At 63.8% G+C, this 21249-nt stretch carries 22 protein-coding genes; 15 read left to right on the forward strand and 7 right to left on the reverse strand.

The annotated features are described in order from the left end of the window. Positions 1-604 (reverse strand): isocitrate/isopropylmalate family dehydrogenase (locus ACIQ2A_RS20420; protein ID WP_398482718.1); only part of this gene is annotated, 604 nt, incomplete at its 3' end. Positions 605-802: 198 nt separating this feature from the next. Between ACIQ2A_RS20420 and ACIQ2A_RS20425 the strand changes: the two genes are divergently transcribed. From ACIQ2A_RS20425 to ACIQ2A_RS20450, 6 genes are all read left to right on the forward strand, one after another. Further along, positions 803-1708, forward strand: coding sequence for a LysR family transcriptional regulator (locus ACIQ2A_RS20425; RefSeq protein WP_398482720.1), 906 nt, complete (start codon positions 803-805; stop codon positions 1706-1708). Positions 1709-1850: 142 nt separating this feature from the next. Continuing rightward, complete coding sequence (locus ACIQ2A_RS20430; RefSeq protein WP_398482722.1) at positions 1851-2045, forward strand: twin transmembrane helix small protein; 195 nt, start codon at positions 1851-1853, stop codon at positions 2043-2045. Positions 2046-2168: 123 nt separating this feature from the next. Further along, the gene (locus tag ACIQ2A_RS20435; protein WP_398482725.1) at positions 2169-2741 is read left to right on the forward strand and encodes a cob(I)yrinic acid a,c-diamide adenosyltransferase; all 573 of its coding nucleotides are present in this window, start codon (positions 2169-2171) and stop codon (positions 2739-2741) included. A 141-nt stretch (positions 2742-2882) separates the two neighbouring features. Further along, entirely contained in the window at positions 2883-3632 is a 750-nt protein-coding gene (locus ACIQ2A_RS20440) for an electron transfer flavoprotein subunit beta/FixA family protein (protein WP_398482727.1), read from the forward strand. Next, the gene (locus ACIQ2A_RS20445) at positions 3632-4564 is read left to right on the forward strand and encodes an electron transfer flavoprotein subunit alpha/FixB family protein (protein WP_398482729.1); all 933 of its coding nucleotides are present in this window, start codon (positions 3632-3634) and stop codon (positions 4562-4564) included. Before ACIQ2A_RS20440 ends, ACIQ2A_RS20445 begins: the two co-directional genes overlap by 1 nt. A gap of 254 nt (positions 4565-4818) precedes the next feature. Beyond that, positions 4819-5700, forward strand: a complete 882-nt coding sequence (locus ACIQ2A_RS20450; protein ID WP_398482731.1) for a 3-hydroxybutyryl-CoA dehydrogenase — start codon at positions 4819-4821, stop codon at positions 5698-5700. A 104-nt stretch (positions 5701-5804) separates the two neighbouring features. On the opposite strand, the gene ACIQ2A_RS20455 is transcribed toward ACIQ2A_RS20450, so the two are convergent. After that, positions 5805-6200 carry a rhodanese-like domain-containing protein gene (locus tag ACIQ2A_RS20455; RefSeq protein ID WP_398482733.1) on the reverse strand — a complete coding sequence of 132 codons (396 nt, stop codon included), beginning with the start codon at positions 6198-6200 and terminating at the stop codon, positions 5805-5807. A gap of 65 nt (positions 6201-6265) precedes the next feature. Here ACIQ2A_RS20455 and ftrA point away from each other — a divergent pair, with 65 nt between their 5' ends. After that, complete coding sequence (gene ftrA / locus ACIQ2A_RS20460; protein WP_398482735.1) at positions 6266-7261, forward strand: transcriptional regulator FtrA; 996 nt, start codon at positions 6266-6268, stop codon at positions 7259-7261. Between the two features lie 116 nt (positions 7262-7377). Here the strand turns inward: ftrA and ACIQ2A_RS20465 are convergent, their stop codons facing one another. Then, complete coding sequence (locus tag ACIQ2A_RS20465) at positions 7378-7761, reverse strand: tautomerase family protein (RefSeq protein ID WP_398482737.1); 384 nt, start codon at positions 7759-7761, stop codon at positions 7378-7380. Between the two features lie 109 nt (positions 7762-7870). Between ACIQ2A_RS20465 and ACIQ2A_RS20470 the strand changes: the two genes are divergently transcribed. From ACIQ2A_RS20470 to ACIQ2A_RS20480, 3 genes are all read left to right on the forward strand, one after another. Then, positions 7871-8722, forward strand: a complete 852-nt coding sequence (locus tag ACIQ2A_RS20470; RefSeq protein WP_398482739.1) for a LysR family transcriptional regulator — start codon at positions 7871-7873, stop codon at positions 8720-8722. A gap of 300 nt (positions 8723-9022) precedes the next feature. Further along, a complete protein-coding gene (locus ACIQ2A_RS20475) occupies positions 9023-9349 on the forward strand; it encodes a hypothetical protein (protein WP_398482741.1) in 327 nt (108 codons plus the stop codon). 63 nt (positions 9350-9412) lie between these two features. Continuing rightward, entirely contained in the window at positions 9413-9607 is a 195-nt protein-coding gene (locus tag ACIQ2A_RS20480) for a putative motility protein (RefSeq protein ID WP_398482743.1), read from the forward strand. 4 nt (positions 9608-9611) lie between these two features. Here the strand turns inward: ACIQ2A_RS20480 and ACIQ2A_RS20485 are convergent, their stop codons facing one another. Continuing rightward, the gene (locus ACIQ2A_RS20485; RefSeq protein WP_398482745.1) at positions 9612-10595 is read right to left on the reverse strand and encodes an AraC family transcriptional regulator; all 984 of its coding nucleotides are present in this window, start codon (positions 10593-10595) and stop codon (positions 9612-9614) included. A gap of 68 nt (positions 10596-10663) precedes the next feature. Here ACIQ2A_RS20485 and ACIQ2A_RS20490 point away from each other — a divergent pair, with 68 nt between their 5' ends. Continuing rightward, entirely contained in the window at positions 10664-11875 is a 1212-nt protein-coding gene (locus ACIQ2A_RS20490) for an MFS transporter (protein ID WP_398482747.1), read from the forward strand. Positions 11876-11913: 38 nt separating this feature from the next. Here ACIQ2A_RS20490 and ACIQ2A_RS20495 read toward each other — a convergent pair whose 3' ends face one another. Further along, positions 11914-12273, reverse strand: coding sequence for a DUF1428 domain-containing protein (locus tag ACIQ2A_RS20495; RefSeq protein ID WP_398482749.1), 360 nt, complete (start codon positions 12271-12273; stop codon positions 11914-11916). 198 nt (positions 12274-12471) lie between these two features. Further along, complete coding sequence (locus ACIQ2A_RS20500; RefSeq protein WP_398482751.1) at positions 12472-13179, reverse strand: TlpA disulfide reductase family protein; 708 nt, start codon at positions 13177-13179, stop codon at positions 12472-12474. Positions 13180-13283: 104 nt separating this feature from the next. On the opposite strand from ACIQ2A_RS20500, the gene argH reads away from it, so the two are divergent. The 4 genes from argH to ACIQ2A_RS20520 all read left to right on the forward strand — a co-directional run bounded on the left by argH (position 13284) and on the right by ACIQ2A_RS20520 (position 19309). Then, the gene (gene argH / locus ACIQ2A_RS20505; protein ID WP_398482753.1) at positions 13284-14735 is read left to right on the forward strand and encodes an argininosuccinate lyase; all 1452 of its coding nucleotides are present in this window, start codon (positions 13284-13286) and stop codon (positions 14733-14735) included. 203 nt (positions 14736-14938) lie between these two features. Then, positions 14939-15223 (forward strand): lipoprotein, encoded by a 285-nt coding sequence (locus tag ACIQ2A_RS20510; RefSeq protein WP_398482755.1) that lies wholly within the window; start codon positions 14939-14941, stop codon positions 15221-15223. 6 nt (positions 15224-15229) lie between these two features. Further along, positions 15230-16495 carry a diaminopimelate decarboxylase gene (gene lysA / locus ACIQ2A_RS20515; protein WP_398482757.1) on the forward strand — a complete coding sequence of 422 codons (1266 nt, stop codon included), beginning with the start codon at positions 15230-15232 and terminating at the stop codon, positions 16493-16495. Between the two features lie 243 nt (positions 16496-16738). Next, complete coding sequence (locus tag ACIQ2A_RS20520; RefSeq protein ID WP_398482759.1) at positions 16739-19309, forward strand: TIGR02302 family protein; 2571 nt, start codon at positions 16739-16741, stop codon at positions 19307-19309. Positions 19310-20089: 780 nt separating this feature from the next. On the opposite strand, the gene ACIQ2A_RS20525 is transcribed toward ACIQ2A_RS20520, so the two are convergent. Then, a partial coding sequence (locus tag ACIQ2A_RS20525; protein WP_398482761.1) for a RecQ family ATP-dependent DNA helicase occupies positions 20090-21249 on the reverse strand: 1160 nt, incomplete at its 5' end.

A 21249-nucleotide genomic window follows, 5' to 3' on the forward strand; every position in this document is an offset into this window, starting at 1 on the left:
CGTCCCACATCACCATGCCGTGGCGCTGGGCGTTGGACTTGGTAACCACGGTGAGCAGCTTGCGCGGGCGCGACTGCGCGAGCTTGAAGGCGTAGCGCATGATGCGCTGCACGCCGACGCGGGTGAAGATCGCGACTTCGGTGCCGACTTCCTCCGGCAAACCGCGATGCACGCGGCCGCCGCAGCCGGCATATTCGCCCTCGGAGTTTTCGCGCACGATCACCCAGTCAAGATCGCCGGCCTCGACACCGCGCAGCGGCGAGGTGATGCCGGGCAGGATCTTGGTCGGGCGGACATTGGCGTATTGGTCAAAGCCCTGGCAGATCGGCAGGCGCAGGCCCCACAGCGTGATGTGGTCGGGCACGTCGGGCGCGCCGACGGCGCCGAAATAGATGGCATCGAACTTTTTCAGCTGCGCCGGGCCGTCGGCCGGCATCATCACGCCGTGCTTGCGGTAATAGTCCGAGCCCCAGTCGAAGGTGGTGACATTGAAGGCGATGTCGCCGACGCGCTTCTGCAGCGCTTCCAGCACGCGGGTGCCTGAGGCGATGACTTCGGGGCCAATCCCGTCGGCCGGAATGGCCGCGATGGAATATTCACGCATGGGAGTGTCTCTGCTGGTGAAGAAAAGATGCGCCACCCTGCAGCCGAGCCAGTTGTGGCTCAATCGCGTTTGATTATATAAATAAATGAGATAATGGAATGTAGGGCGGATGAGGCGAAGCCGTCATCCGCCACGGAGTTTCACCTTTGAATTCGGCCGGCGGATGACGCTGCGCTCATCCGCCCTACGAGGGGCTTCATGGACCTGAACCAGCTTCGCTGCTTCGTCACCGCCGCTGATGAGCTTCATTTCGGCCGTGCGGCGCAGCGGCTGGAGATGATGCCGTCGGCGCTCGGTCGCCATATCCGCCTGCTGGAGGACGATCTCGGCACGCGCCTGCTCACGCGCACCACGCGCAGCGTCGCGCTGACCGATGATGGTGCGGCCTTTCTCAAACAAGCGCGCGATCTGCTCGGCCAAGCCGATCAACTTGCAGCGTCGTTCCGCGAACGCGTGCGCGCCCGTGCGGCGACGATCCGTGTTGGTGCGATCGACAGTGCCGCTGCTGGATTGATGCCGGCATTGCTGCACGATCTGCGGGCGAGCCATCCCGACGTCACGGTGAAGCTGGTGGAGGACAAAACCATCCGCCTGCTGCCACGGCTGCTCTCCGGTCGTCTCGATCTCGCTTTCGTGCGGCCGCCGGTGAGCGCGGACAAGCGTATCGAGTTCATGCCGCTGTTTCACGAGACCGCAGTGGTGGCGCTGTCGGAACGGCATCCGCAGGCTTCGCGAAAACGGCTGACGATTGCAGACATCGCGGATGAGCCGTTGATCGTGCCGGAACGTCGCTCGCGGCCGCACAGCCATGATCTTACGATGAAGCTGTTTGCAGAGGCCGGGCTGGATGCGAATGTTGTGCAGATCGCTGATGAGAAACAGACCATCGTCAATATCGTTGCTGCCGAGATCGGCGTCGCCATCGTGCCGCGCTGGACCCAGCGTATGGCAGCACGCAGCGTGTGTTACGTGCCGCTGAAAGTGTCGGAGATGAATCGCTTGCCCCTCGCCGCAGCGTGGATACGCGGCACGCGCGATCCGCTGCGAGACCACGTGCTCGCTATGCTGCAAAGCAACCTGGAGCGCTACAGGAATGAGGCGTGACCTCTCAGCCGTCATTGCGAGGAGCCCTTGCGACGAAGCAATCCAGGAGGCCAAGAGCTGGATTGCTTCGTCGCTTCGCTCCTCGCAATGACGGCGGAGGCGGGGCTACCATCACCCCATTCGCGATGCTATCTAGCAACCCATGGGATCATTTCTCTCCACCTTCATCCTTCCGATCGCCCTCGGTGCCGTAACGCTGGTGTTGCTGCTGGGCTTGTTCAACATGATGCGCGGTGGTTCGCCGAACCGCTCGCAACAGCTGATGCGCTGGCGCGTGATGCTGCAGTTCGTCGCTATCGTGCTGACCATGGCGACGCTGTTCTTCCTGGGGCGCTGATCGTAGGATGGGTTGAGCGTCTTCGCGAAAACCCATCATTCCGTCGATTGCGGCAGGCTCGGCCGATGGGTTATCGCTGCGCTCAACCCATCCGACAGGGACTAGAGATAATCGGATTTCTGCATGGTCGTTCTCAACAAGATTTACACCCGTACCGGCGATGACGGCACCACGGCGCTTGGCACCGGGGAGCGGCGGCCGAAATACGATCTGCGCGTCTCCGCCTATGGCACCGTGGACGAGACCAACGCCGCCATCGGCGTGGTCCGTCTGCATCTTGCGCACGCGCCGGAGCTCGATCGCATGCTTGGCCTGATCCAGAATGACCTGTTCGATCTTGGTGCCGATCTCGCGGTTCCGCAGCGTGAGGGCAAGGCGGAGCGGCTGCGGCTGCTCGCCAGCCAGGTCGAGCGGCTGGAACGCGATATCGACACGCTGAACGCATCGTTGGCCGAACTCACTTCCTTCATCCTGCCCGGTGGAACCCCGGCCGCTGCCTATCTGCATGTGGCGCGCACGGTTTGCCGCCGCGCGGAACGGATGATGGTGGAACTCGCTGCCAATCCCGACGAACCCGTCTCTGATGCTGGCATCCAGTATATGAACCGGCTGTCGGATTTCCTGTTCGTGGCCGGTCGTTCAGAGAACGACAATGGCGCCCGCGATGTGCTCTGGGTGCCCGGCGCCAACCGGTAATCCGGCGGGTAAAAATACCGCGCCTAGAGCCCTTCGATTTTCAGGTCTGGCGCGTTGACCCCGGTTGGCGGGCGCTCTAGGTTCCGCGCCAAGCCAGCTTCAAAAGCTGCACTTATTCAAAATTCAACCGAAAGAGGATCGATGAAGGTTCTGGTACCGGTCAAGCGGGTGGTCGATTACAACGTCAAGGTTCGCGTCAAGAGCGACGGATCGGGCGTCGAACTCGCCAACGTGAAGATGTCGATGAATCCGTTCGACGAAATCGCCGTCGAGGAAGCCCTGCGTCTGAAGGAAGCCGGCAAGGCGACGGAAGTTGTCGTCGTGTCCATCGGGCCGCAACAGGCCACCGAGACACTGCGCACCGGTCTCGCCATGGGCGCCGATCGCGGCATCCTGGTGAAGGTGGACGGCACCGTCGAACCGCTTGCCGTCGCCAAGATCCTCACGAAGATTGCCGAAGAAGAAAAGCCGGGCCTCATCATTCTCGGCAAGCAGGCGATCGACGACGATTCGAACCAGACCGGCCAGATGCTCGCCGCATTGCTCGGCTGGGCCCAGGCGACCTTCGCCAACAAGCTCGTGGTCGAGGGCGACGATGTCACCGTGACCCGTGAAGTCGATGGCGGCCTGCAGACCGTGAAGGTCAAGGCACCGGCGATCGTCACCACCGATCTTCGTCTCAACGAGCCGCGTTACGCCTCGCTGCCGAACATCATGAAGGCAAAGAAGAAGCCGATCGACGAAAAGACGGCCGATGCGCTCGGCGTCGATGTCGCGCCGCGTCTCGAAGTCATCAAGACCTCGGAACCGGCAGGCCGCAAGGCTGGCGTCAAGGTCAAGGACGTCGCCGAACTGGTGTCGAAGCTCAAGACCGAAGCCGGGGTGCTCTAATGGCTATTCTTCTTCTTGCTGATCACGACAACGCCTCGCTAAAGGACTCCACCAACAAGGTGCTGACCGCCGCCACCGAAATCGGTGGTGACGTGCATGTCCTCGTCGCCGGCCAGAACGCGAAACCGGCTGCTGAAGCAGCGGCCAAGCTGAATGGTGTCGCCAAGGTTCTGCTCGCGGACAACGAAGCCTATGCCCATGATCTCGCGGAGCCGCTGGCTGCGCTGATCGTGAAGCTGGCACCGGCTTACGATGTCATCATCGCGGCCGCCACCACGCGGTCGAAGAACACCCTGCCGCGCGTGGCAGCTCTGCTCGACGTCGCGCAGATCTCGGAAATCACCAAGGTCGTCGCGCCCGACACGTTCGAGCGTCCGATCTATGCCGGCAATGCGATCCAGACCGTGAAGTCGAAGGACGCCAAGAAGGTCATCACCGTCCGCACCTCCACCTGTGCCGCTGCCGGCGAAGGCGGTAGCGCGTCGGTGGAAGACACCGCGGCGGCCGAGAATCCCGGCCTGTCGACCTTTGTCAGCGAGGACATGGCCAAGAGCGATCGTCCGGAACTGACCTCGGCGAAGATCATCGTCTCCGGTGGCCGCGCCATGCAGAGCCGCGAGAACTTCACCACGTATATCGAGCCGCTCGCCGACAAGCTCGGTGCCGGCGTCGGCGCCTCGCGCGCCGCGGTGGATGCCGGCTATGCGCCGAACGACTGGCAGGTCGGCCAGACCGGCAAGGTCGTGGCTCCGGAGCTCTATGTCGCCATCGGCATTTCCGGCGCCATCCAGCATCTCGCCGGCATGAAGGACTCCAAGGTGATCGTCGCGATCAACAAGGACGAAGACGCGCCGATCTTCCAGGTGGCCGATTACGGCCTGGTGGCAGATCTCTACCAGGCGGTGCCGGAACTGACCGACGCGCTGAAGTAAGGCTCATTTTTGTCGTCGCCCGGCCGTGCGCGCAATTGCGCGCTAGGACCGGGTGACCCAGTACACACCGAAGTCGCGGTGTTTACTGGATTGCCCGGCCAAGCCGGGCAATGACAAGGAGAGTTTCAAAGCCACACCATCCCGCAAATTAACGACATCGGCCGGAGTACCTGACTCCGGCCGGTTTTTTATGGCATGATGCTCTCTTCCTGCTGCGCGGTGCGCGGCATCCAGGTTTCTCAGATAAAAACAAGATGGCGGTTATGATCAAGAAAGTCGGCGTGATCGGCTCGGGCCAAATGGGCAACGGCATCGCGCATGTCGCGGCACTCGGTGGCTTCGATGTGGTGCTGAACGACGTCTCAGCCGATCGCCTGAAGTCCGCGATGGCCACCATCACCGGCAACCTGACCCGTCAGGTCTCCAAGAAGCTGATCACCGAAGACGCCAAAAAGGGTGCGCTTGAGCGCATCTCGCTGGTCGATACGCTGGAAGAGCTCGGCAGCTGCGATCTCGTGATCGAATCCGCGGTCGAGAAGGAAGAGACCAAGCGCAAGATCTTTTCGGATCTTTGTGCGGTGCTGAAGCCGGAGACCATCGTCGCCTCCAACACCTCGTCGATCTCGATCACGCGCCTGGCGGCCTCCACGGATCGCCCGGAAAAGTTCATCGGCATTCACTTCATGAATCCGGTGCCTGTGATGGAGCTGGTCGAGCTGATCCGCGGCATCGCCACCGATGACGCGACTTTCGAGTCGTCGAAGGAATTCGTCAGCAAGCTCGGCAAGCAGATCGCCGTCTCGGAAGATTTCCCGGCCTTCATCGTCAATCGTATCCTGCTGCCGATGATCAACGAGGCGATCTACACGCTGTATGAAGGCGTTGGTAACGTCGAAGCTATCGACATGGCGATGAAGCTCGGCGCGCATCATCCGATGGGCCCGCTCGAACTCGCCGATTTCATCGGCCTCGATACCTGTCTGTCGATCATGCAGGTGCTGCATGAGGGGCTCGCGGACTCGAAGTATCGTCCGTGCCCGCTGCTGGTGAAATATGTCGAAGCCGGCTGGCTCGGCCGCAAGACCCAGCGTGGCTTCTACGACTATCGCGGCGAGAAGCCGGTACCGACGCGGTGATATTTCGTGGGATGGGTTGAGCGCAGGCGCGACAGCGCCAGAGCGATACCCATCGCCGCATGCTCCGTGCTTGTTGTGATGGGTATCGCTTCGCTCAACCCATCCTACGGGAGCTGCGCCAACTCAAATCCCTCATCCACCCATCCCGTGATCCCGCCGGCCATGATCTTGACCGGCAGTCCCAGCTCCGCGAGCCGCAAGGCGCCGCGGGCGGCGCCGTTGCAATGCGGGCCGGAGCAATAGGTCACGAAGATCGTCCCCTCCGGCCATTCGCCCATCTTCGAGCGCACGATCTTGCCATGCGGCAGGTTGATCGCGCCCGGCACATGGCCGCGGGCAAATAGCGCAGGGCCGCGGACATCGAGCAGCACGAAATCGGCGCCCTTGCTGAGTGAATCATGGACATCCCAGCAATCGGTCTCGAAGCTGAATTCAGCGGCAAAATGCTCCGCGGCAAGCGCGCTTGGGGCAGGCGGGATGGCGGTGACGGCTGTGGTCATGGCGGCTCTCCTTTGCTCGCCAGATCAGCGTTCCCGCGCCCATCTTGCAATTGGCGCGAATGACAATGTACGTAAAGATCATGCCAAACCGCACCGGACCCTTGGTGGCCGCGCTTTTGTATGACGGCCTCTGCACCTTCGAATTCGGCGTCGTCGCCGAGATCTTCGGCCTTTCCCGGCCGGAACTGGGGCCGGGCTGGTACCGGTTCGCAAGTTGCGCGATTGAGGACGGCCCCCTGCGTGCCCATGGCGGATTTTCGATCACCGCCGATTGCGGGCCGGAGACGATCGACGAGGCCGATATCATCGTTGTCCCTGGCTGGCGCGGCGTCGATCACCCTGTGCCTGACGCGTTGTGCGACAAGCTCCGCGCTGCCCATGCCCGCGGTGCGCGGCTGGCCTCGCTCTGTTCCGGCGCTTTCGTCCTGGCCGCGACCGGCTTGCTCTCAGGCGGCACCGCGACGACGCATTGGCGCTACGCCGAAAAACTGCGCCAGCGCCATCGCGATATCGTCGTCGATGACGCCTCGCTCTATCGCGTGCATGACCGCGTCTACACCGCGGCTGGAAGTGCGGCCGGGATCGATCTCCTGATCGAGATCGTCCGTCAGGACTTTGGACCGGCGGCCGCGAACTCAGTGGCGCGCCGTCTCGTGATGCCCGCGCATCGCACCGGCGGGCAGGCGCAATTCCTCGAACGCCCGGTGGCGATCCGTGACGGGCTGGAGATCGCGCCGCTGCTGGACCGTGTTCGCGCCGATCTCGCGAGCACGTGGAGCGTGGCGCGCATGGCAGGGCAGGCGCGCATGAGCCCGCGCACCTTCCTCCGCCGCTTCTTCGAGGCGACAGCGCAGACGCCCGGCGACTGGCTCGCCGCTGAGCGCGTCAATGAAGCGAAACGCCTGCTGTGCCAGGGGCAGGCTGATATGGAGACGATCGCAATGGCCGTCGGCTTCGGCAGCGCGCACACGCTCCGCCATCACTTCCGCAGCAAGGTCGGTCTCAGTCCGGGCGATTATCGTGCGCGCTTCATGAGCGAAGCACCAGCCGCAACATCGTGATTGTTACGGATTGAGCATCCGCATCACCTGCACGACGCCCGGCACCATCGTCATGATCGTCGCCATGCCCATGGCGACACCGCACAACTGCGCGACCACCATCTCGCGCAGTGTAATCATGTCACATACTGCGCGACGCCGTGGCCGAACGACCAGTTCTCCGGCAGCACCTCGACGAGATTGATGAAGATGTCTTCTGGCCGCAGGCCGGGTTTGTCGGTCAGCTTCTCGACGATCCGCTTGTAGAGCGCCTGCTTCTGCTCGCGCGCGCGTGTATTGCTGACGGTGGCCTGGATGATCACCAGGGCGTCGCTGCGCTGGATGCCCATGTAAGTGGGGTCGTAGATGAAGTCGCCGTCGCCATGCTCGTGGATGGTGACGAAGCGGTCGTTCTCCGGGACGTTGAACGTCTCGCGCAACGCCTCATAGACGCCATCGGCAATGGCGGCGCGATGCGCCTGCGACGTGCCCTTTTGCAGTGAAATGCGGATCAGCGGCATGGTGGTCTCCTGTCGATCAATCTCGATGACGAAAATCTAGCGCCGCATTGATCATTGGAAAATGATATGAAATAATATTTCAATGATAACGATTTGAAATGGTTGATCCATGAAGACGCTCGACATCGAAGCCGTGCAGGCCTTCGTGCTGGTGGCCGACCTCACCAGTTTCACCCGCGCTGCGGAGGCGATGGGAAGCACCCAGTCTGCCATCAGCCTCAAGATCAAGCGGCTGGAAAGCGGACTCGGCAAGCGGCTTCTGGACCGGACGCCGCGGCTGGTGAAACTGTCAGCCGAGGGCGCCGCTTTTCTCGGTTCGGCGCGCAACCTCGTGGCGGCGCATCAGTCGGCCATCGGCTCCTTCACGGCTGAGCGCCGGCGGCTGGTGGTCGGAATCAGCCATCATCTCGTCGGCGCAGATCTGGCTGATGTCCTCAAACGCATGAACGAAACGGATCCGTCGCTGGTCATCGAATTGCGGATCGAGACATCGCGTGTCCTGCTGTCAGCCTATGACGCCGGGGATCTCGATGCGGCGATTGTGCTCCGGATCGACAGGCGACGCGGTGACGGCGAGGTCCTGATGGAAGAGCCATTTGGCTGGATGGGCGCGCCGGATTTTCGGCATACGCCCGGCGAGCCGCTGCGCCTCGCGGCGCAGTCCGCACCATGCACGGTGCGTGCGGCCGCAATCACAGCACTCGATGCAGCGGGTATTCCATGGACTGAGGCTTTTGTCGGCGGCGGCGTGGCGACCATCGGCGCGGCGATCTCAGCTGGTCTTGCGGTGGGGGCGCTGGTCCGCCGTGTCGCTCCTGCCGGCAGCATCGACCTCGGTCCGCGCCTCGGCCTGCCGAAATTGCAGGATGCCGAGACGATGCTGCATTCCAGTCTGACAGATGCCCGCGCCCGCAGCGCGCTGCGGACACTGGGCGCAGCGTTCAGGGCGGCGAGTGCCTGACATTTTCTTAAAGTTGTATTATATATTATAATACCCCATAGGTTATCCGGTTCTGGAAACCGGCGAACGAGCGGCGTATGGTTCGGCAGGATCAATGGATTGTCGAGCTGCGTGACGTCCAGAGCAAAACGTTGCTTGTCGAGGTCTGGACACCTGCCGGCAGGATCGAGATCATGGGCGAGGTGGAGCGCGTTGGACGCGTTCTCTATGTCACTGGTACGCATATCAATGGGCCGAGACCCGGGGTGCTCGGTCGAAGCGGACTGAATGCCATTGGGCAGACGCTTATGGAGGCCGCTGATGTCGATGAAATTGTCATTGAAGGAAGCACTCGCACGACAGGCCGAATGGCGGGACGCGCCCCCCGAACCATCAGATTCCCGCACACCTAATGTCTGGATAACGCCGGTCTACATTCCAAAGACAATCTCGCTGGCGAAGGCGATGATGACGTTCGGTGTTCGCCTGACCGTTGCCCATGACGCCATCAATCGCCTTGCTGCGCGTGAAACCATCGCGATGGCGATCCCCGGCGACATCACCGCCATCGCCGCCGTGCTGGAACCCTACGGAGTGACTGTCACAGCCTATGAGTCCGCTGATATGCCGGCGTCCCTCGCGCGTTGAGACTCAGCTTTCGTTAACCCCGCATCGCTATACCGTCCGCACCATGTTTCGGGGTGTTTCGTGATGGATATGGCTCTTGTCGCCAGCGTGATGGCCATGAAGGCTGCGGGAACGCAGCAGCAGATCGCAACGTCGGTCATGAAGCAGAATGCCGACATGGAAAAAAACACCGTGCTGACGTTGCTCGGTGGTGCCCAGCAATCCTCGCAGGCCAATCTTGGCGCCGGCGTCGGTGGCAATCTCGATATCGCCGCCTAAGGCCTTACGAAGCCGCTCTTTCGCCATCGGGTGAAGCAACCGCCGCTGTCGCACGAAATCGGCTGGGTGGCGCGCCAATGATGCGCTTGAATGCACGACTGAACGCTGCTTCCGATTCATAGCCCAACCGGCGTGCGACCACCGCGATCTTCAGCCGATCGCGCACCAGCCATTGCTTGGCTTCCTGCATCCGCAATTGCGTCACGTAACGCGCCGGCGTCTGGCCCACCACTTGCGCAAACCGCAGCGCAAAGGCCGAGCGTGACGCATGCATCACCTCCGCCAGCGCTTCGACGCTCCAGTCCCGTGTGGGATCGCGATGGATCGCGGCCAGGACCCGGCCGATACCGGGGTCGCGCGCGGCGGCGACCCAGCCCGCGGAGCCGCAGCCCTTCTCCACCCAGTTGCGGATCAGCGCGGCAGCAATGACATCGGCCAGCCGGGTCAGCATGCCGCCGGCACCGACGCGGTCCAGCGCCAGCTCCGCTGTCATCGCCTCTAGCAAATGGGGAATGGCCGGTTCGTCGGTGGCGAATTCGTGCATCTGCATCAGCTCGGGCATCATCAGAAGCAGCGGATGCTGGCTGTCGAGATTGAAGCTCATGCCGGCGCCGAACAGCACGGTCTCCCTGTCCGCGCCATTGCCGCCGACGCATGTATCGAGAATACCGCAGCACACCGGCTCGAACTGGCAGTTCGCGACCGGGGCGGGAAAGGCATCGGGTGAACTCGCCAGCGCGTGTTCGGCGCCGCGCGGCAGCAGCACCGCGCCACCTGCCTCAAGACGCTTCCAGGGCTTGTCCGGCGTCCGCAGCCAGCATCCTTGTCCCGCAATGAAGTGAAACTGCGCCCTTGGCTGGGCCGGAAATGTCAGGCCCCACGGGGCCGTCATCCGGCAGCGCTTGTAGTCGACACCCTCGAGCTTCAGGCCGCGCAACATCTCTGTCAGCGGGTGCGTCACGGCATCTCTGGACGAATGGTCAAGCATTACGGTGTTTCTAACATGGAAACTCCAGGAGGTCACGGCCATCTCCGGGTTCCACCCTGGAGACCGCCATGACTGATTCTGCGACCGCCGCGCTCGACGCCGATATCCCGCCCCTCACGACCGAGCGCGCAACGCCGGCCTGGGCAGCTGTCTTTTCGCTGATGCTCGGTGCCTTCAGCCAGGTCACCGCGGAATTCCTGCCGGCCAGCCTGCTCACGCCGATCGCCATCGATCTCGGCGTCTCCGTCGGCACGGCCGGTCAGGTGGTCACGGCGACATCGCTGATCGGTATCGTCGCCGGAGTCGCGGTGACCATCGTGACACGGGCCCTGGATCGTCGCCTCGTCCTGTGGCTGCTGACGACGCTGTTGATCGTGTCCAACCTGCTGTCGGCAACTGCAAACAGCCTGCCGGTCCTGCTGTTTGCACGCGTGCTGCTCGGCATCAGCCTCAGCGGCTTCTGGGCGATGGCGACGGCCACTGCCATGCGGCTCGTGCCGGCGGAGGCGCTGCCGCGCGCGATCTCGCTGATCTTCAGCGGGGTCTCCATCGCCACCGTCAGCGCGGCACCGATCGGCGCCTATCTCGGCGATCTCTGGGGCTGGCGTAACGTGTTCATGCTGGCGGCCGTCGTCAGTGTCGTCGTGCTGGTGTTTCAGATGCTGACATTGCCGCGCCTGCCGCCGCTGACGTCACCGGATGTGCGCATGCTGCGCGTGCTGTTGCGCCGGCCGAGCGTGCGGCTGGTGATGATCGCCGTTGCGCTCAGCATTTCCGGGCATTTTGCCGGCTTCACCTATGTCCGGCATTTTCTCGAACAGGTGCCGCATCTGCCGGTCACTGCGATCTCGCTGGTCCTGCTGGCCTTTGGCGTCGGCGGCTTCATCGGCAATTTCGTCGGCGGTGCGCTGGTCGCGCGCAGTGTGAAAGGCGCCATCATCGCCGGCTCCGCGGCCATCGCTGCGCTGGCGCTGGTATTGTTCGTGGCGGGCAGTTCGGGTGTTGTCGCGGGGATCGCGGTCGGTCTCTGGGGATTTGCTTTCGGTGCGTTGCCGGTAGGCTTCCAGACATGGATGGTGCGGGTCGCGTCGGATGAAGCGGAATCCGCCGGTGGCCTCCTGGTCTCCGCATTCCAGATCGCGATCACGCTCGGCGCGGTGATCGGCGGCATTCTGGTGGATGGTTTCGGCCCGTTCGGTGCCATCGGCTATCTCGCAGCGGCGACACTGGCCGGTGCACTGCTGGTGTCGCTGTCGCGCAATGGCGTGGCAAAGGCGTGAGGTGATTTAGCCGATCCGGCTGACGCCGGATCGGCGCCTCACATATCCACGATCGTCTTGAACCCGCCAAAGATCATGCGCTTGCCGTCAAATGGCATCGCGCCCGGCGTCATCATCTTTGCCAGTCGGGGATCCGCCATCACCTTCTTGTTGATGCGATCGCGATCCCGCCGGGATTTGTAGAGGATATAGGCGAAGATCACCGTCTCGTCGGGTTTCTGCTTCACCGCACGTGGAAACGACGTCACTTTGCCCACCTGCACATCGTCGGCGACGGCTTCGCGATAGTCGAGCGCGCCGAATTCGCGCCAGATCTTGCCGGCCTTGCGCGAAATCTTGCGATAGGCGTCGATATTCTTCTTCGGCACCGCAATGATAAATCCGTCGATATAGGGCATCGGTGATCCTCTCCTGACATGTCGCATCTTCAAGACGAATGCGTGCGCATTGGTCCGACAGTCGATGGAAAGAAGAAACGGCGACCAGGTGTCGCAGGGGCCCGGCCGTAGGGCGGATGAGCCGAAAGCGTCATCCGCCGGCCGACTTGATGGTGGAAGCTCCGCGGCGGATGACGCTTCGCTCATCCGCCCTACGGCTCAGATCCCCGCTGCCTTTGGCGTCACCGTCGCCTTGATCAGCTTCACGGCATCTTCGCTGGCCCATTCGGCCGGCCCGGCAATCGTCGCGATCTCGCAGCCTTTGGCGTCGATCAGCACTGAAGTCGGCATGCCCAAGGCACGGCCGACACCCTTCAGCTCCTGAAACACTTTTGCCGATGCATCGGTGAAGTAGTCGAGCCGGGTCAGGTTGCCGTCCTTCAGGAAGGCCTTCGGCTTCTCCGCATCACGGGTGTCGATATTGATCGCCACCACCTGGAAATCGGAGCCGCCGAGTTTCTGCTCGAGCTCGTTCAGCGCCGGCATTTCCTTGCGACAGGGCACGCACCAGGTGGCCCACAGGTTCAGCAGCACCGTGCGGCCGCGCCAGTTCGACAGTTTTGTCGGCTGGCCCTCGGCATCCTTGAATTCGAGATCGGGCAGTTTCAGCGGCGTCTTGGCGATGGTCAGCCCGGCCACCTCGCCGCGCACCAGCGGCTCCAGCCGCTTGGCGGTCTCCACCGCCGGGAAACAGGTCGGATCGCCGGGCTTGCCGCGCCAGAGGTCGTCGATCCGCGCCACCACGGCATAGCCGATGATCACGCCCACCAGCACCGCGCCGAGCACGATCACGCGGCGTTTGCTGGGACGGGGGGCGGAGGAGGCGGGCGTCTGGTCAGGCGCCTGAGGGGGCTTGGGGTCTGTCATTCAGTCTCGGTTATGGCTATGCAGGGGCGCAAATGACATGCGGCAGATCGCGCGCGATCGCTCGGTCCGATTGGGCCGGCCCGCAACAGGATGAGTGATAATTCATGGCTTCAGGCAAGGGCGGCAAGTCCAACAGCAAGGCGTCCAGCAAATCGTCCACCAGCAACAAGATGTGGGGCGGATTGTTCTCCGACAGCCCCGACGCGATCATGGAGGAAATCAACGTCTCCATCGACGTCGATCGCGCTTTGTATGCCCAGGATATTACCGCTTCCAAGGCCCACGCGGCGATGCTCGCCAAACAGGGCATCATCACGGCGAAGGATGCGAAAGATATCGCGGCGGGTCTAGACACGATCCTGTCAGAGATCACCGCCGGCAAATTCACCTTCAAGCGCGCCCTCGAAGACATCCATATGAATGTCGAGAGCCGGCTCGGCGAGCTGATCGGCCCCGCCTCCGGCCGCCTGCACACGGCGCGTTCGCGCAACGACCAGGTGGCGACGGATTTCCGCCTGTTCGTGCGCGATACCATTGACGAGCTGGACGATGCCTTCGCCGCGCTGCAAAAGGCGCTGGTCGATCGCGCGCTGGAACATGCGGACACGGTGATGCCCGGCTTCACCCATCTGCAGACGGCGCAGCCGGTCACCTTCGGCCACCATCTGCTGGCCTATGTGGAAATGGTGGCGCGCGATCGCGGCCGGTTTGCCGATGCGCGCAAGCGCCTCAATGAAAGCCCGCTGGGCTCGGCCGCGCTCGCCGGCACCTCGTTCCCGATCGATCGCCACGCCACCGCCAAGGCGCTCGGCTTCGACCGGCCGATGAACAATTCGCTGGATGCCGTCTCGGATCGCGATTTTGTGCTGGAGACGCTGTCGGCAGCCTCGATTGCCGCCGTGCATCTGTCGCGCTTCGCCGAGGAGATCGTGATCTGGACCTCCCCGCTGGTCGGTCTGGTCCGTCTGTCGGACAAGTTCACCACCGGCTCCTCGATCATGCCGCAGAAGCGCAACCCGGACGCCGCCGAACTGGTGCGCGCCAAGACCGGCCGCGTCATCGGTTCCCTCACCGGCCTGCTGATCGTCATGAAGGGTCTGCCGCTGGCCTATCAGAAGGACATGCAGGAGGACAAAGCCGGCGCCATGGAGGCCTATACGGCGCTGTCGCTGTCGATCCGCGCCATTGCCGGCATGGTCTGCGACCTCGTGCCGAACGAGGCCGCCATGAAGGCGGCGGCGGGCGAGGGCTATGCCACCGCCACCGACCTTGCCGACTGGCTGGTGCGCACGCTGAAGATGCCGTTCCGCGACGCCCATCACGTCACCGGCCGCATTGTCGGCGTCGCCACCAAGAAGGGCGTTGCCCTGCATGAGCTCGATCTGGCCGAGATGCAGGCGGTCGAACCGAAGATCACCAATGAGGTGATGAAGGTCCTGTCGGTGGAATCCTCGGTGAAGAGCCGCGTCAGCTATGGCGGCACCGCGCCAAAGAATGTGACCGCGCAGGCCAAGGCCTGGCTCAAGCGTCTGGAAAAAGACAAGAAATCGCGCTGAACTCTTTGTTTCACCTCTCCCCACCGGGGAGAGGTCGCGCGCATTTGCGCGCGGGTGAGGGGCTTTCACGATCGCTTGAGTTTGCCCCCTCACCCGGCTTGCTTCGCAATCCGACCTCTCCCCGGTGGGGAGAGGTGAAAAGTCAACCTCTCGCCTTAGTCAGCCATTCTTTGTATGGTGCCCGCGCATTTGGGGATTCCGCTGTGACACGATCGACCCGCCCGGCACGTGCGCCTCGCGCATCTTGGGCTCTTCTTGTTCTGACTGCCGCCGCACTGGCGCTCGGCGCCTGTGGCCGCAAGGGCGGCCTCGACCTGCCGCCGCAGGCTGCAGCGACGCCGATGGGCACGGCGGCGCCCGCGAGTGATCCCGATGCCAATTCGGCGGCAGCCAAGGGCAGCGCCATGACCTCGTCCAACGAGCCGGACGAAGTGCGGGCCGCGCGCGGCCGCAAGCGATCGTTCTTCCTCGACCCGATCCTGGACTAGGACGTCATGCGCCATTTTGACTATCAGAACGGCGTGCTTCACGCCGAGGGCGTCGATATTGCCGCAATGGCCGAGGCCGTCGGCACCCCGTTCTATTGCTATTCCACCGCCACGCTGGAGCGGCACTACAAGGTGTTCGCGGATGCCTTCGCCGATACCAAGGCGCTGGTCTGCTACGCCATGAAGGCGAATTCCAATCAGTCGGTGCTGCGGACGTTGGCCAAGCTCGGCGCCGGTGCCGATGTCGTCTCCGGCGGCGAATTGAAGCGCGCCCGTGCGGCCGGCATTCCGGCGAGCAAGATCGTGTTCTCCGGCGTCGGCAAGACCGAAGCCGAGCTGCGCTTGGCGCTCGACGAAGACATCCTCTGCCTCAATATCGAATCCGAGCCCGAGCTCGAAATGCTGTCGCAGCTCGCGACCGAGATGGGCCGCACCGCGCGCATCTCGATCCGCGTGAATCCCGATGTGGATTCCGGCACGCACGCCAAGATCTCGACGGGCAAGTCCGAGAACAAGTTCGGCATTCCGATCAGCAAGGCGCGCGAGGTCTATGCCCGCGCCGCAAAGCTGCCGGGCATCAAGGTCACCGGCGTCGATATGCATATCGGCAGCCAGATCACCGATCTGGCGCCGATGGAGCAGGCGTTCCGCATTCTCGCCGATTTCGTCACCGTGCTGCGCAGTGATGGCCACGGCATCGATCACGTCGATTTCGGCGGCGGTCTCGGCATTCCCTATTACGAAGACCGTGCGGTGCCGCCGGAGCCATCGGCCTATGCCGCGATGGTCAAGCGCGTCACGCATAATCTCGGCGCCACGCTGATGTTCGAGCCCGGCCGCATGATCGTCGGCAATGCCGGCATTCTGGTCGCGCGCGTGATCCATGTGAAGCATGGCGACGGCAAGACGTTTGTGATCATCGACGCGGCGATGAACGACCTGATCCGCCCGACGCTGTACGAGGCCTATCACGAGATTTTGCCGGTGGCTGAAACAGCCCCCGGCGCGAAGCTCGCCGCCGTCGATGTGGTCGGCCCGGTCTGCGAGACCGGCGACTATCTCGCTTTGGATCGCAAGCTGCCGGACCTGAAGTCCGGCGATCTCGTCGCCATCATGACCGCCGGCGCTTATGGCGCGGTGCAGGCCTGCACCTACAACACCCGCGCGCTGATACCGGAAGTGCTGGTGAAGGGCGATCAATATGCGGTGGTGCGGCCGCGGATCGAGGTCGAAGAGCTGATCGCGATGGATAAGCCCGCGCCCTGGCTGTGAGCCGTAGCCGACCTCTGACTGTCGTCGCCCGGCTTGACCGGGCGATCCAGTAAACCCGGACATTTCGGTGTCTACTGGATCACCCGGTCAAGCCGGGTGACGGCAAGCGGTAACGCCATCGTGACCCGCTGCCGGTTCCCCGTTGCCCCGGCCCCGCCTTTGCATGTGACTTCCCGCCCCATGGCCGATGCCTCATTGCCGCCGCCGTGCTAGGCTGAGTTTCGGTAACCGCGGAGATCGTCGTTGAGCGCCACGCCACCCGTCCGCCCAGACACCCCACCCGACGCGCAGACCACCGCGCAGCTTCAACTCGCGCAGGCACTCCAGCGGGCCCGCTGGTCGATCGGCTGGGAGCGTGCCTGGCCGTCGCTGGCCCGCATTCTGAGCGTCATTGGCCTGTTTCTCGTCGCCTCATGGGCCGGCCTCTGGCTCAATCTGTCGCCGATCCCCCGCAGCATCGGCCTCGCGCTGTTCGTCGTCGCGCTGATCGCGACGCTTTACCCTTTGATCCGCTTCCGCTGGCCCACCCGCGACGAAGGCCTGGCCCGGCTCGATCGCGGCTCGGGCATCCGCCATCGCCCGGCCACCGCGCTCACCGACACGCTGTCATCGCAGGACCCGCTTGCGCGTGCGCTGTGGCTGGCGCAGCGCGAGCGCACGCTGGCGTCATTGAAGCGCATCCGTGCCGGCCTGCCGTCACCGCGTTTGCCCTTGCATGATCCATGGGCGCTGCGCGCGCTGGTCGTCGTGCTGCTGGTTGCCACCTGGTTCGCGGCCGGTGGCGAGCGCGGCGCGCGCATCATGGCGGCGTTCGACTGGAAGGGCATCGTGACGCCGTCCAATGTCCGCGTCGATGCCTGGGTCAATCCGCCGCCTTATACGGCTAAGCCGCCGATCATCCTGTCCGCTGCCAACAAGGATGCCGCCGAAGCCACCGCGATGGCCGTGCCGTCGGGCTCGACGCTGATCGTGCGCTCCAGCGGCGGCGCGCTCGATGTTGCGCTCACCGGCGGCGTCGCCGAGGTCGCCCCCGCGGGCGATGCGCCGGCCGGCACCAATGAGAAGCACTACACCATCACCGGCGACGGCACCGCGCAGGTGCGCGCGCCCGCCGGCCAGCCGGTGTGGAAGTTCACCTCCACCGGCGATCGCCCGCCGACCATCTCGCTGGCCAAGGATCCCGAGCGTCAGGCGCGCGGCTCGCTGCTGCTGGCCTACAAGCTCGAGGACGATTACGGCGTCACCGAAGCCCATGCGCAGTTCGCCGCGAAACCAGCCGACAGCAAGGTCAAGCCGCGTCCGTTGTTCGATCCGCCGTCCTTCTCGCTGGTGCTGCCCAATGCGCGCACCCGCAATGGTGTCGGTCAGACGGTGAAGGATCTCTCGGAAGATCCCTATGCCGGCGCTGACGTCACGCTGACCCTCACCGCCAAGGACGAAGCCGGCAATGAGGGCAAGAGCGACGCCATCGCCACGCGCCTGCCGGAACGGCTGTTCACCAAGCCGCTGCCGCGCGCGCTGATCGAGCAGCGCCGCAATCTCGCGCTGGACGCAAACTACAAGGACCAGGTCGTGTTCGCGCTGGATGCGCTGATGATCGCGCCGGAAGCCTTTACGCCGGATGCCGGCCAGTATCTCGGCCTGCGCAGCGTGCTCACCCAGGCGCAGCGCGCGCGCACCGATGCCGCCTTGAAGGAGGTCGTCGCCAGCCTGTGGTCACTCGCCGTCACCATCGAGGACGGTGACATCACCGATGTGGACAAGGCGCTGAAGGCTGCGCAGGACGCGCTGAAGCAGGCGCTGGAGCGCGGTGCCAGCGACGAGGAGATCAAGAAGCTCACCGAGAATCTGCGTGCGGCGCTGGACAAGTTCCTCAAGCAGCTTGCCGAGCAGATGAAGCAGAATCCGCAACAGCTCGCGCGTCCGCTCGACAAGAACACAAAGGTGATGCGGCAGCAGGATCTCAACAACATGATCGAGCGCATGGAGCGGCTGTCGCGCTCCGGCGACAAGGATGCCGCCAAGCAGCTGCTCGAACAGATGCAGCAGATGCTGGAGAACCTGCAGATGGCGCAGCCCGGCCAGGGCGGCGACGACGAGATGCAGCAGTCGATGAACGAACTCGGCGACATGATCCGCAAGCAGCAGCAGCTTCGTGACAAGACCTTCAAGGAAGGCCAGGACCAGCGCGGCGAGCGCCGCCGCGGCAAGCAGGGCGACAAGAGCATGGGCGATCTGCAGCAGGATCAGCAGAACCTGCGCGAGCGCCTGAAGAAGCTGCAGGACCAGCTCGCCAAGCAGGGCATGGGGCAGGGCCAGAAGGGGCAGAAAGGCCAGGGCCAACAGGGCCAGGGTCAGCAGGGACAGCAAGGCGAGCAGGGCCAGAACGGCGGCGATCAGGATGGCGACGGCGATGGCCTCGGTGATGCCGATGGCGCCATGGGCGATGCCGGCGGCCAGCTCGGCGACGGCGATGCCGATGGCGCGGTGGGCTCCCAGGGCCGCGCGCTCGAAGCCTTGCGCAAGGGCGCGCAGAGCCTTGCCCAGCAGATGCAGCAGGGCGAGGGCGAAGGCGGGCAGGATGGCCCCGGCAACAATCCCGGCCGCCAGCAAGGCGCCGCCCGCAACAGCGATCCGCTCGGCCGCCCGCTGCGTGGCCGCGATCTCGGCGACGATTTCTCGGTGAAGATCCCCGGCGAGATCGATGTCCAGCGGGTGCGACGGATTCTGGAAGAGCTGCGTCGGCGGCTGGGCGATACGACAAGGCCGCAGTTGGAGTTGGATTACATCGAGCGGCTGCTGAAGGATTATTGAGGCGATGAAGCCGTAGGATGGGTTGAGCGGCGGCCGAAGGCCGGCGCGACAACCCATCGGCGGAGTTTGCCGCGCGGTTCGGCCGATGGGTTTTCGCTCCGCTCAACCCATCCTACGGCTTCGAGCTTCGTTCCATTTTTGTTCTTGACAAAATTCCCATAGCCACCATTATCCCTCCCGTCCCGTTCGCGAGGGGCGCTCTCATGAGGCGTCTTTTGGGCGGAACGTGGATGCGGCGCCTGCGGGCGGGAGGCTCACGCGGCCTCACGCACTCGGGTGGTCGAGGGTCACCGTCCGGGCCCAATACGGGGCCCTGCCGCTAGCGCGGCTGGACGTGGTGCGGGTGAAGGCAGGGAAACCTGCCGGATGACTCCCAATGGGAGTGCCCAGTACCCGGAAGAACGGTCCTTCGACTAGTAAGACGTCGCGGTGGCGCGCCGTAAGGCGTTGCGCGGCTCAGGTTTGCTGGCGATCTAGCAGGCAGGAGCAGCGTCAAGTCCCACCAAGTGCGCCTTGCGGCGTGCCACCTCCCCTCATGTCTCGAGGGGAGACTGCTCACACCTCGGACGCCACGGGCGCCGCGAGAACGAGAATGCTCGTTCGTAGGATGGGTTGAGCACAAGCGCGCAGCGCTGCAGCGATAACCCATCAGCGGAGCCAGCGGCAAACGACGGAAGGATGGGTTTTCGCGGAGTTTATCATCGGGCGCGCTTCGCGCGACCCGTTGGCTCAACCCATCCTACGGCGGCGTGGCTACGCAGCTTGGAGGAGAAGACAACCTCACCCGTTCACGATCGCCAGAATATCCGCGCCGTAATGCTCCAGCTTCTTGTCGCCGATCCCCGCGATTTCGCGCAGCTGGCTCAGCGTGGTCGGATGCTCGCTGGCGATGCCGTCGATGGTGGCGTCATGCAGCACCACATAAGCCGGCACGTTGCGTTCGCGAGCAACACCGGCACGCCACGTGCGCAGGCGCGTGACGAGATCGGCATCCGCATTATTGCCGGCAGGCGTTGCCAGTTCGCCGCGCCGTGAATTCCTGCGCGGCGCACGCACGCGGCCGGTTTCCTCGCGGAACATCAGCTCGATCTCGCCCTTGAGCACGCCGCGCGCCTCTTCGGTGAGTTTCAGCGCATTGAAGTTCTCGGCATCGGCATAGAGAAAGCCGCGCGCCACCAGTTGGCGCATTACGGCGCGCCATTGCTTCTCGTTCAGTTCCGAGCCGATCGCAAACACCGATAGCTTGTCATGGCCGAACTGCTTCACCTTGTCGGTGAGCCGGCCGATCAGCACGTCGATCAGGTGCATCGCGCCAAAGCGCTGCCCGGTGCGATAGGCGCAGGACAACAGTTTTTGCGCAGCGATCGAGCCGTTCCAGAGTTTGGGCGGCGAGACGCAGTTGTCGCAATTGCCGCATGTGGTGCCGGTGGTCTCCTCACCGAAATAACGCAGCAGTCGCACGCGCCGGCAATCCACGGTCTCGGCGAGGCCGACCAGGGCATCTAGCTTGCTGATCGACACGCGCTTGAACGCTTCGGAGCCGGTGGATTCGTCGATCATGCGGCGCTGCTGCACGATGTCCTGCAGGCCATAGGCCATCCATGCCGTCGATGGCTTGCCGTCGCGGCCCGCGCGGCCGGTCTCCTGATAGTAAGCCTCGACACTCTTCGGCAGATCGAGATGGCAGACGAAGCGCACGTCGGGCTTGTCGATGCCCATGCCGAAAGCGACGGTGGCGACGATGACCACGCCATCCTCGTTGATGAAGCGGTCCTGATTGGTCGATCGCGTGCGTGCATCGAGCCCGGCATGATAGGGGAGCGCGCGAATGCCGGCTTTGTTGAGCGCGATCGCGGTGTCATCGACCTTGGCCCGCGACAGGCAATAGACCACGCCGGCATCGTTTGGATGGCGTTCGCTGATAAAGGCCTGCAATTGCT

The organism is Tardiphaga sp. (assembly GCF_044336785.1).
Classification (GTDB): Bacteria; Pseudomonadota; Alphaproteobacteria; order Rhizobiales; family Xanthobacteraceae; genus Tardiphaga.

Coding starts and splice junctions, on each gene's coding strand:
- ACIQ2A_RS20425 (WP_398482720.1), top strand. CDS start 803: ATGGACCTGAACCAGCTTCGCTGCTTCGTCACCGCCGCTGATGAGCTT.
- ACIQ2A_RS20430 (WP_398482722.1), top strand. CDS start 1,851: ATGGGATCATTTCTCTCCACCTTCATCCTTCCGATCGCCCTCGGTGCC.
- ACIQ2A_RS20435 (WP_398482725.1), top strand. CDS start 2,169: ATGGTCGTTCTCAACAAGATTTACACCCGTACCGGCGATGACGGCACC.
- ACIQ2A_RS20440 (WP_398482727.1), top strand. CDS start 2,883: ATGAAGGTTCTGGTACCGGTCAAGCGGGTGGTCGATTACAACGTCAAG.
- ACIQ2A_RS20445 (WP_398482729.1), top strand. CDS start 3,632: ATGGCTATTCTTCTTCTTGCTGATCACGACAACGCCTCGCTAAAGGAC.
- ACIQ2A_RS20450 (WP_398482731.1), top strand. CDS start 4,819: ATGGCGGTTATGATCAAGAAAGTCGGCGTGATCGGCTCGGGCCAAATG.
- ACIQ2A_RS20455 (WP_398482733.1), bottom strand. CDS start 6,200: ATGACCACAGCCGTCACCGCCATCCCGCCTGCCCCAAGCGCGCTTGCC.
- ftrA (WP_398482735.1), top strand. CDS start 6,266: ATGTACGTAAAGATCATGCCAAACCGCACCGGACCCTTGGTGGCCGCG.
- ACIQ2A_RS20465 (WP_398482737.1), bottom strand. CDS start 7,761: ATGCCGCTGATCCGCATTTCACTGCAAAAGGGCACGTCGCAGGCGCAT.
- ACIQ2A_RS20470 (WP_398482739.1), top strand. CDS start 7,871: ATGAAGACGCTCGACATCGAAGCCGTGCAGGCCTTCGTGCTGGTGGCC.
- ACIQ2A_RS20475 (WP_398482741.1), top strand. CDS start 9,023: ATGTCGATGAAATTGTCATTGAAGGAAGCACTCGCACGACAGGCCGAA.
- ACIQ2A_RS20480 (WP_398482743.1), top strand. CDS start 9,413: ATGGATATGGCTCTTGTCGCCAGCGTGATGGCCATGAAGGCTGCGGGA.
- ACIQ2A_RS20485 (WP_398482745.1), bottom strand. CDS start 10,595: ATGCTTGACCATTCGTCCAGAGATGCCGTGACGCACCCGCTGACAGAG.
- ACIQ2A_RS20490 (WP_398482747.1), top strand. CDS start 10,664: ATGACTGATTCTGCGACCGCCGCGCTCGACGCCGATATCCCGCCCCTC.
- ACIQ2A_RS20495 (WP_398482749.1), bottom strand. CDS start 12,273: ATGCCCTATATCGACGGATTTATCATTGCGGTGCCGAAGAAGAATATC.
- ACIQ2A_RS20500 (WP_398482751.1), bottom strand. CDS start 13,179: ATGACAGACCCCAAGCCCCCTCAGGCGCCTGACCAGACGCCCGCCTCC.
- argH (WP_398482753.1), top strand. CDS start 13,284: ATGGCTTCAGGCAAGGGCGGCAAGTCCAACAGCAAGGCGTCCAGCAAA.
- lysA (WP_398482757.1), top strand. CDS start 15,230: ATGCGCCATTTTGACTATCAGAACGGCGTGCTTCACGCCGAGGGCGTC.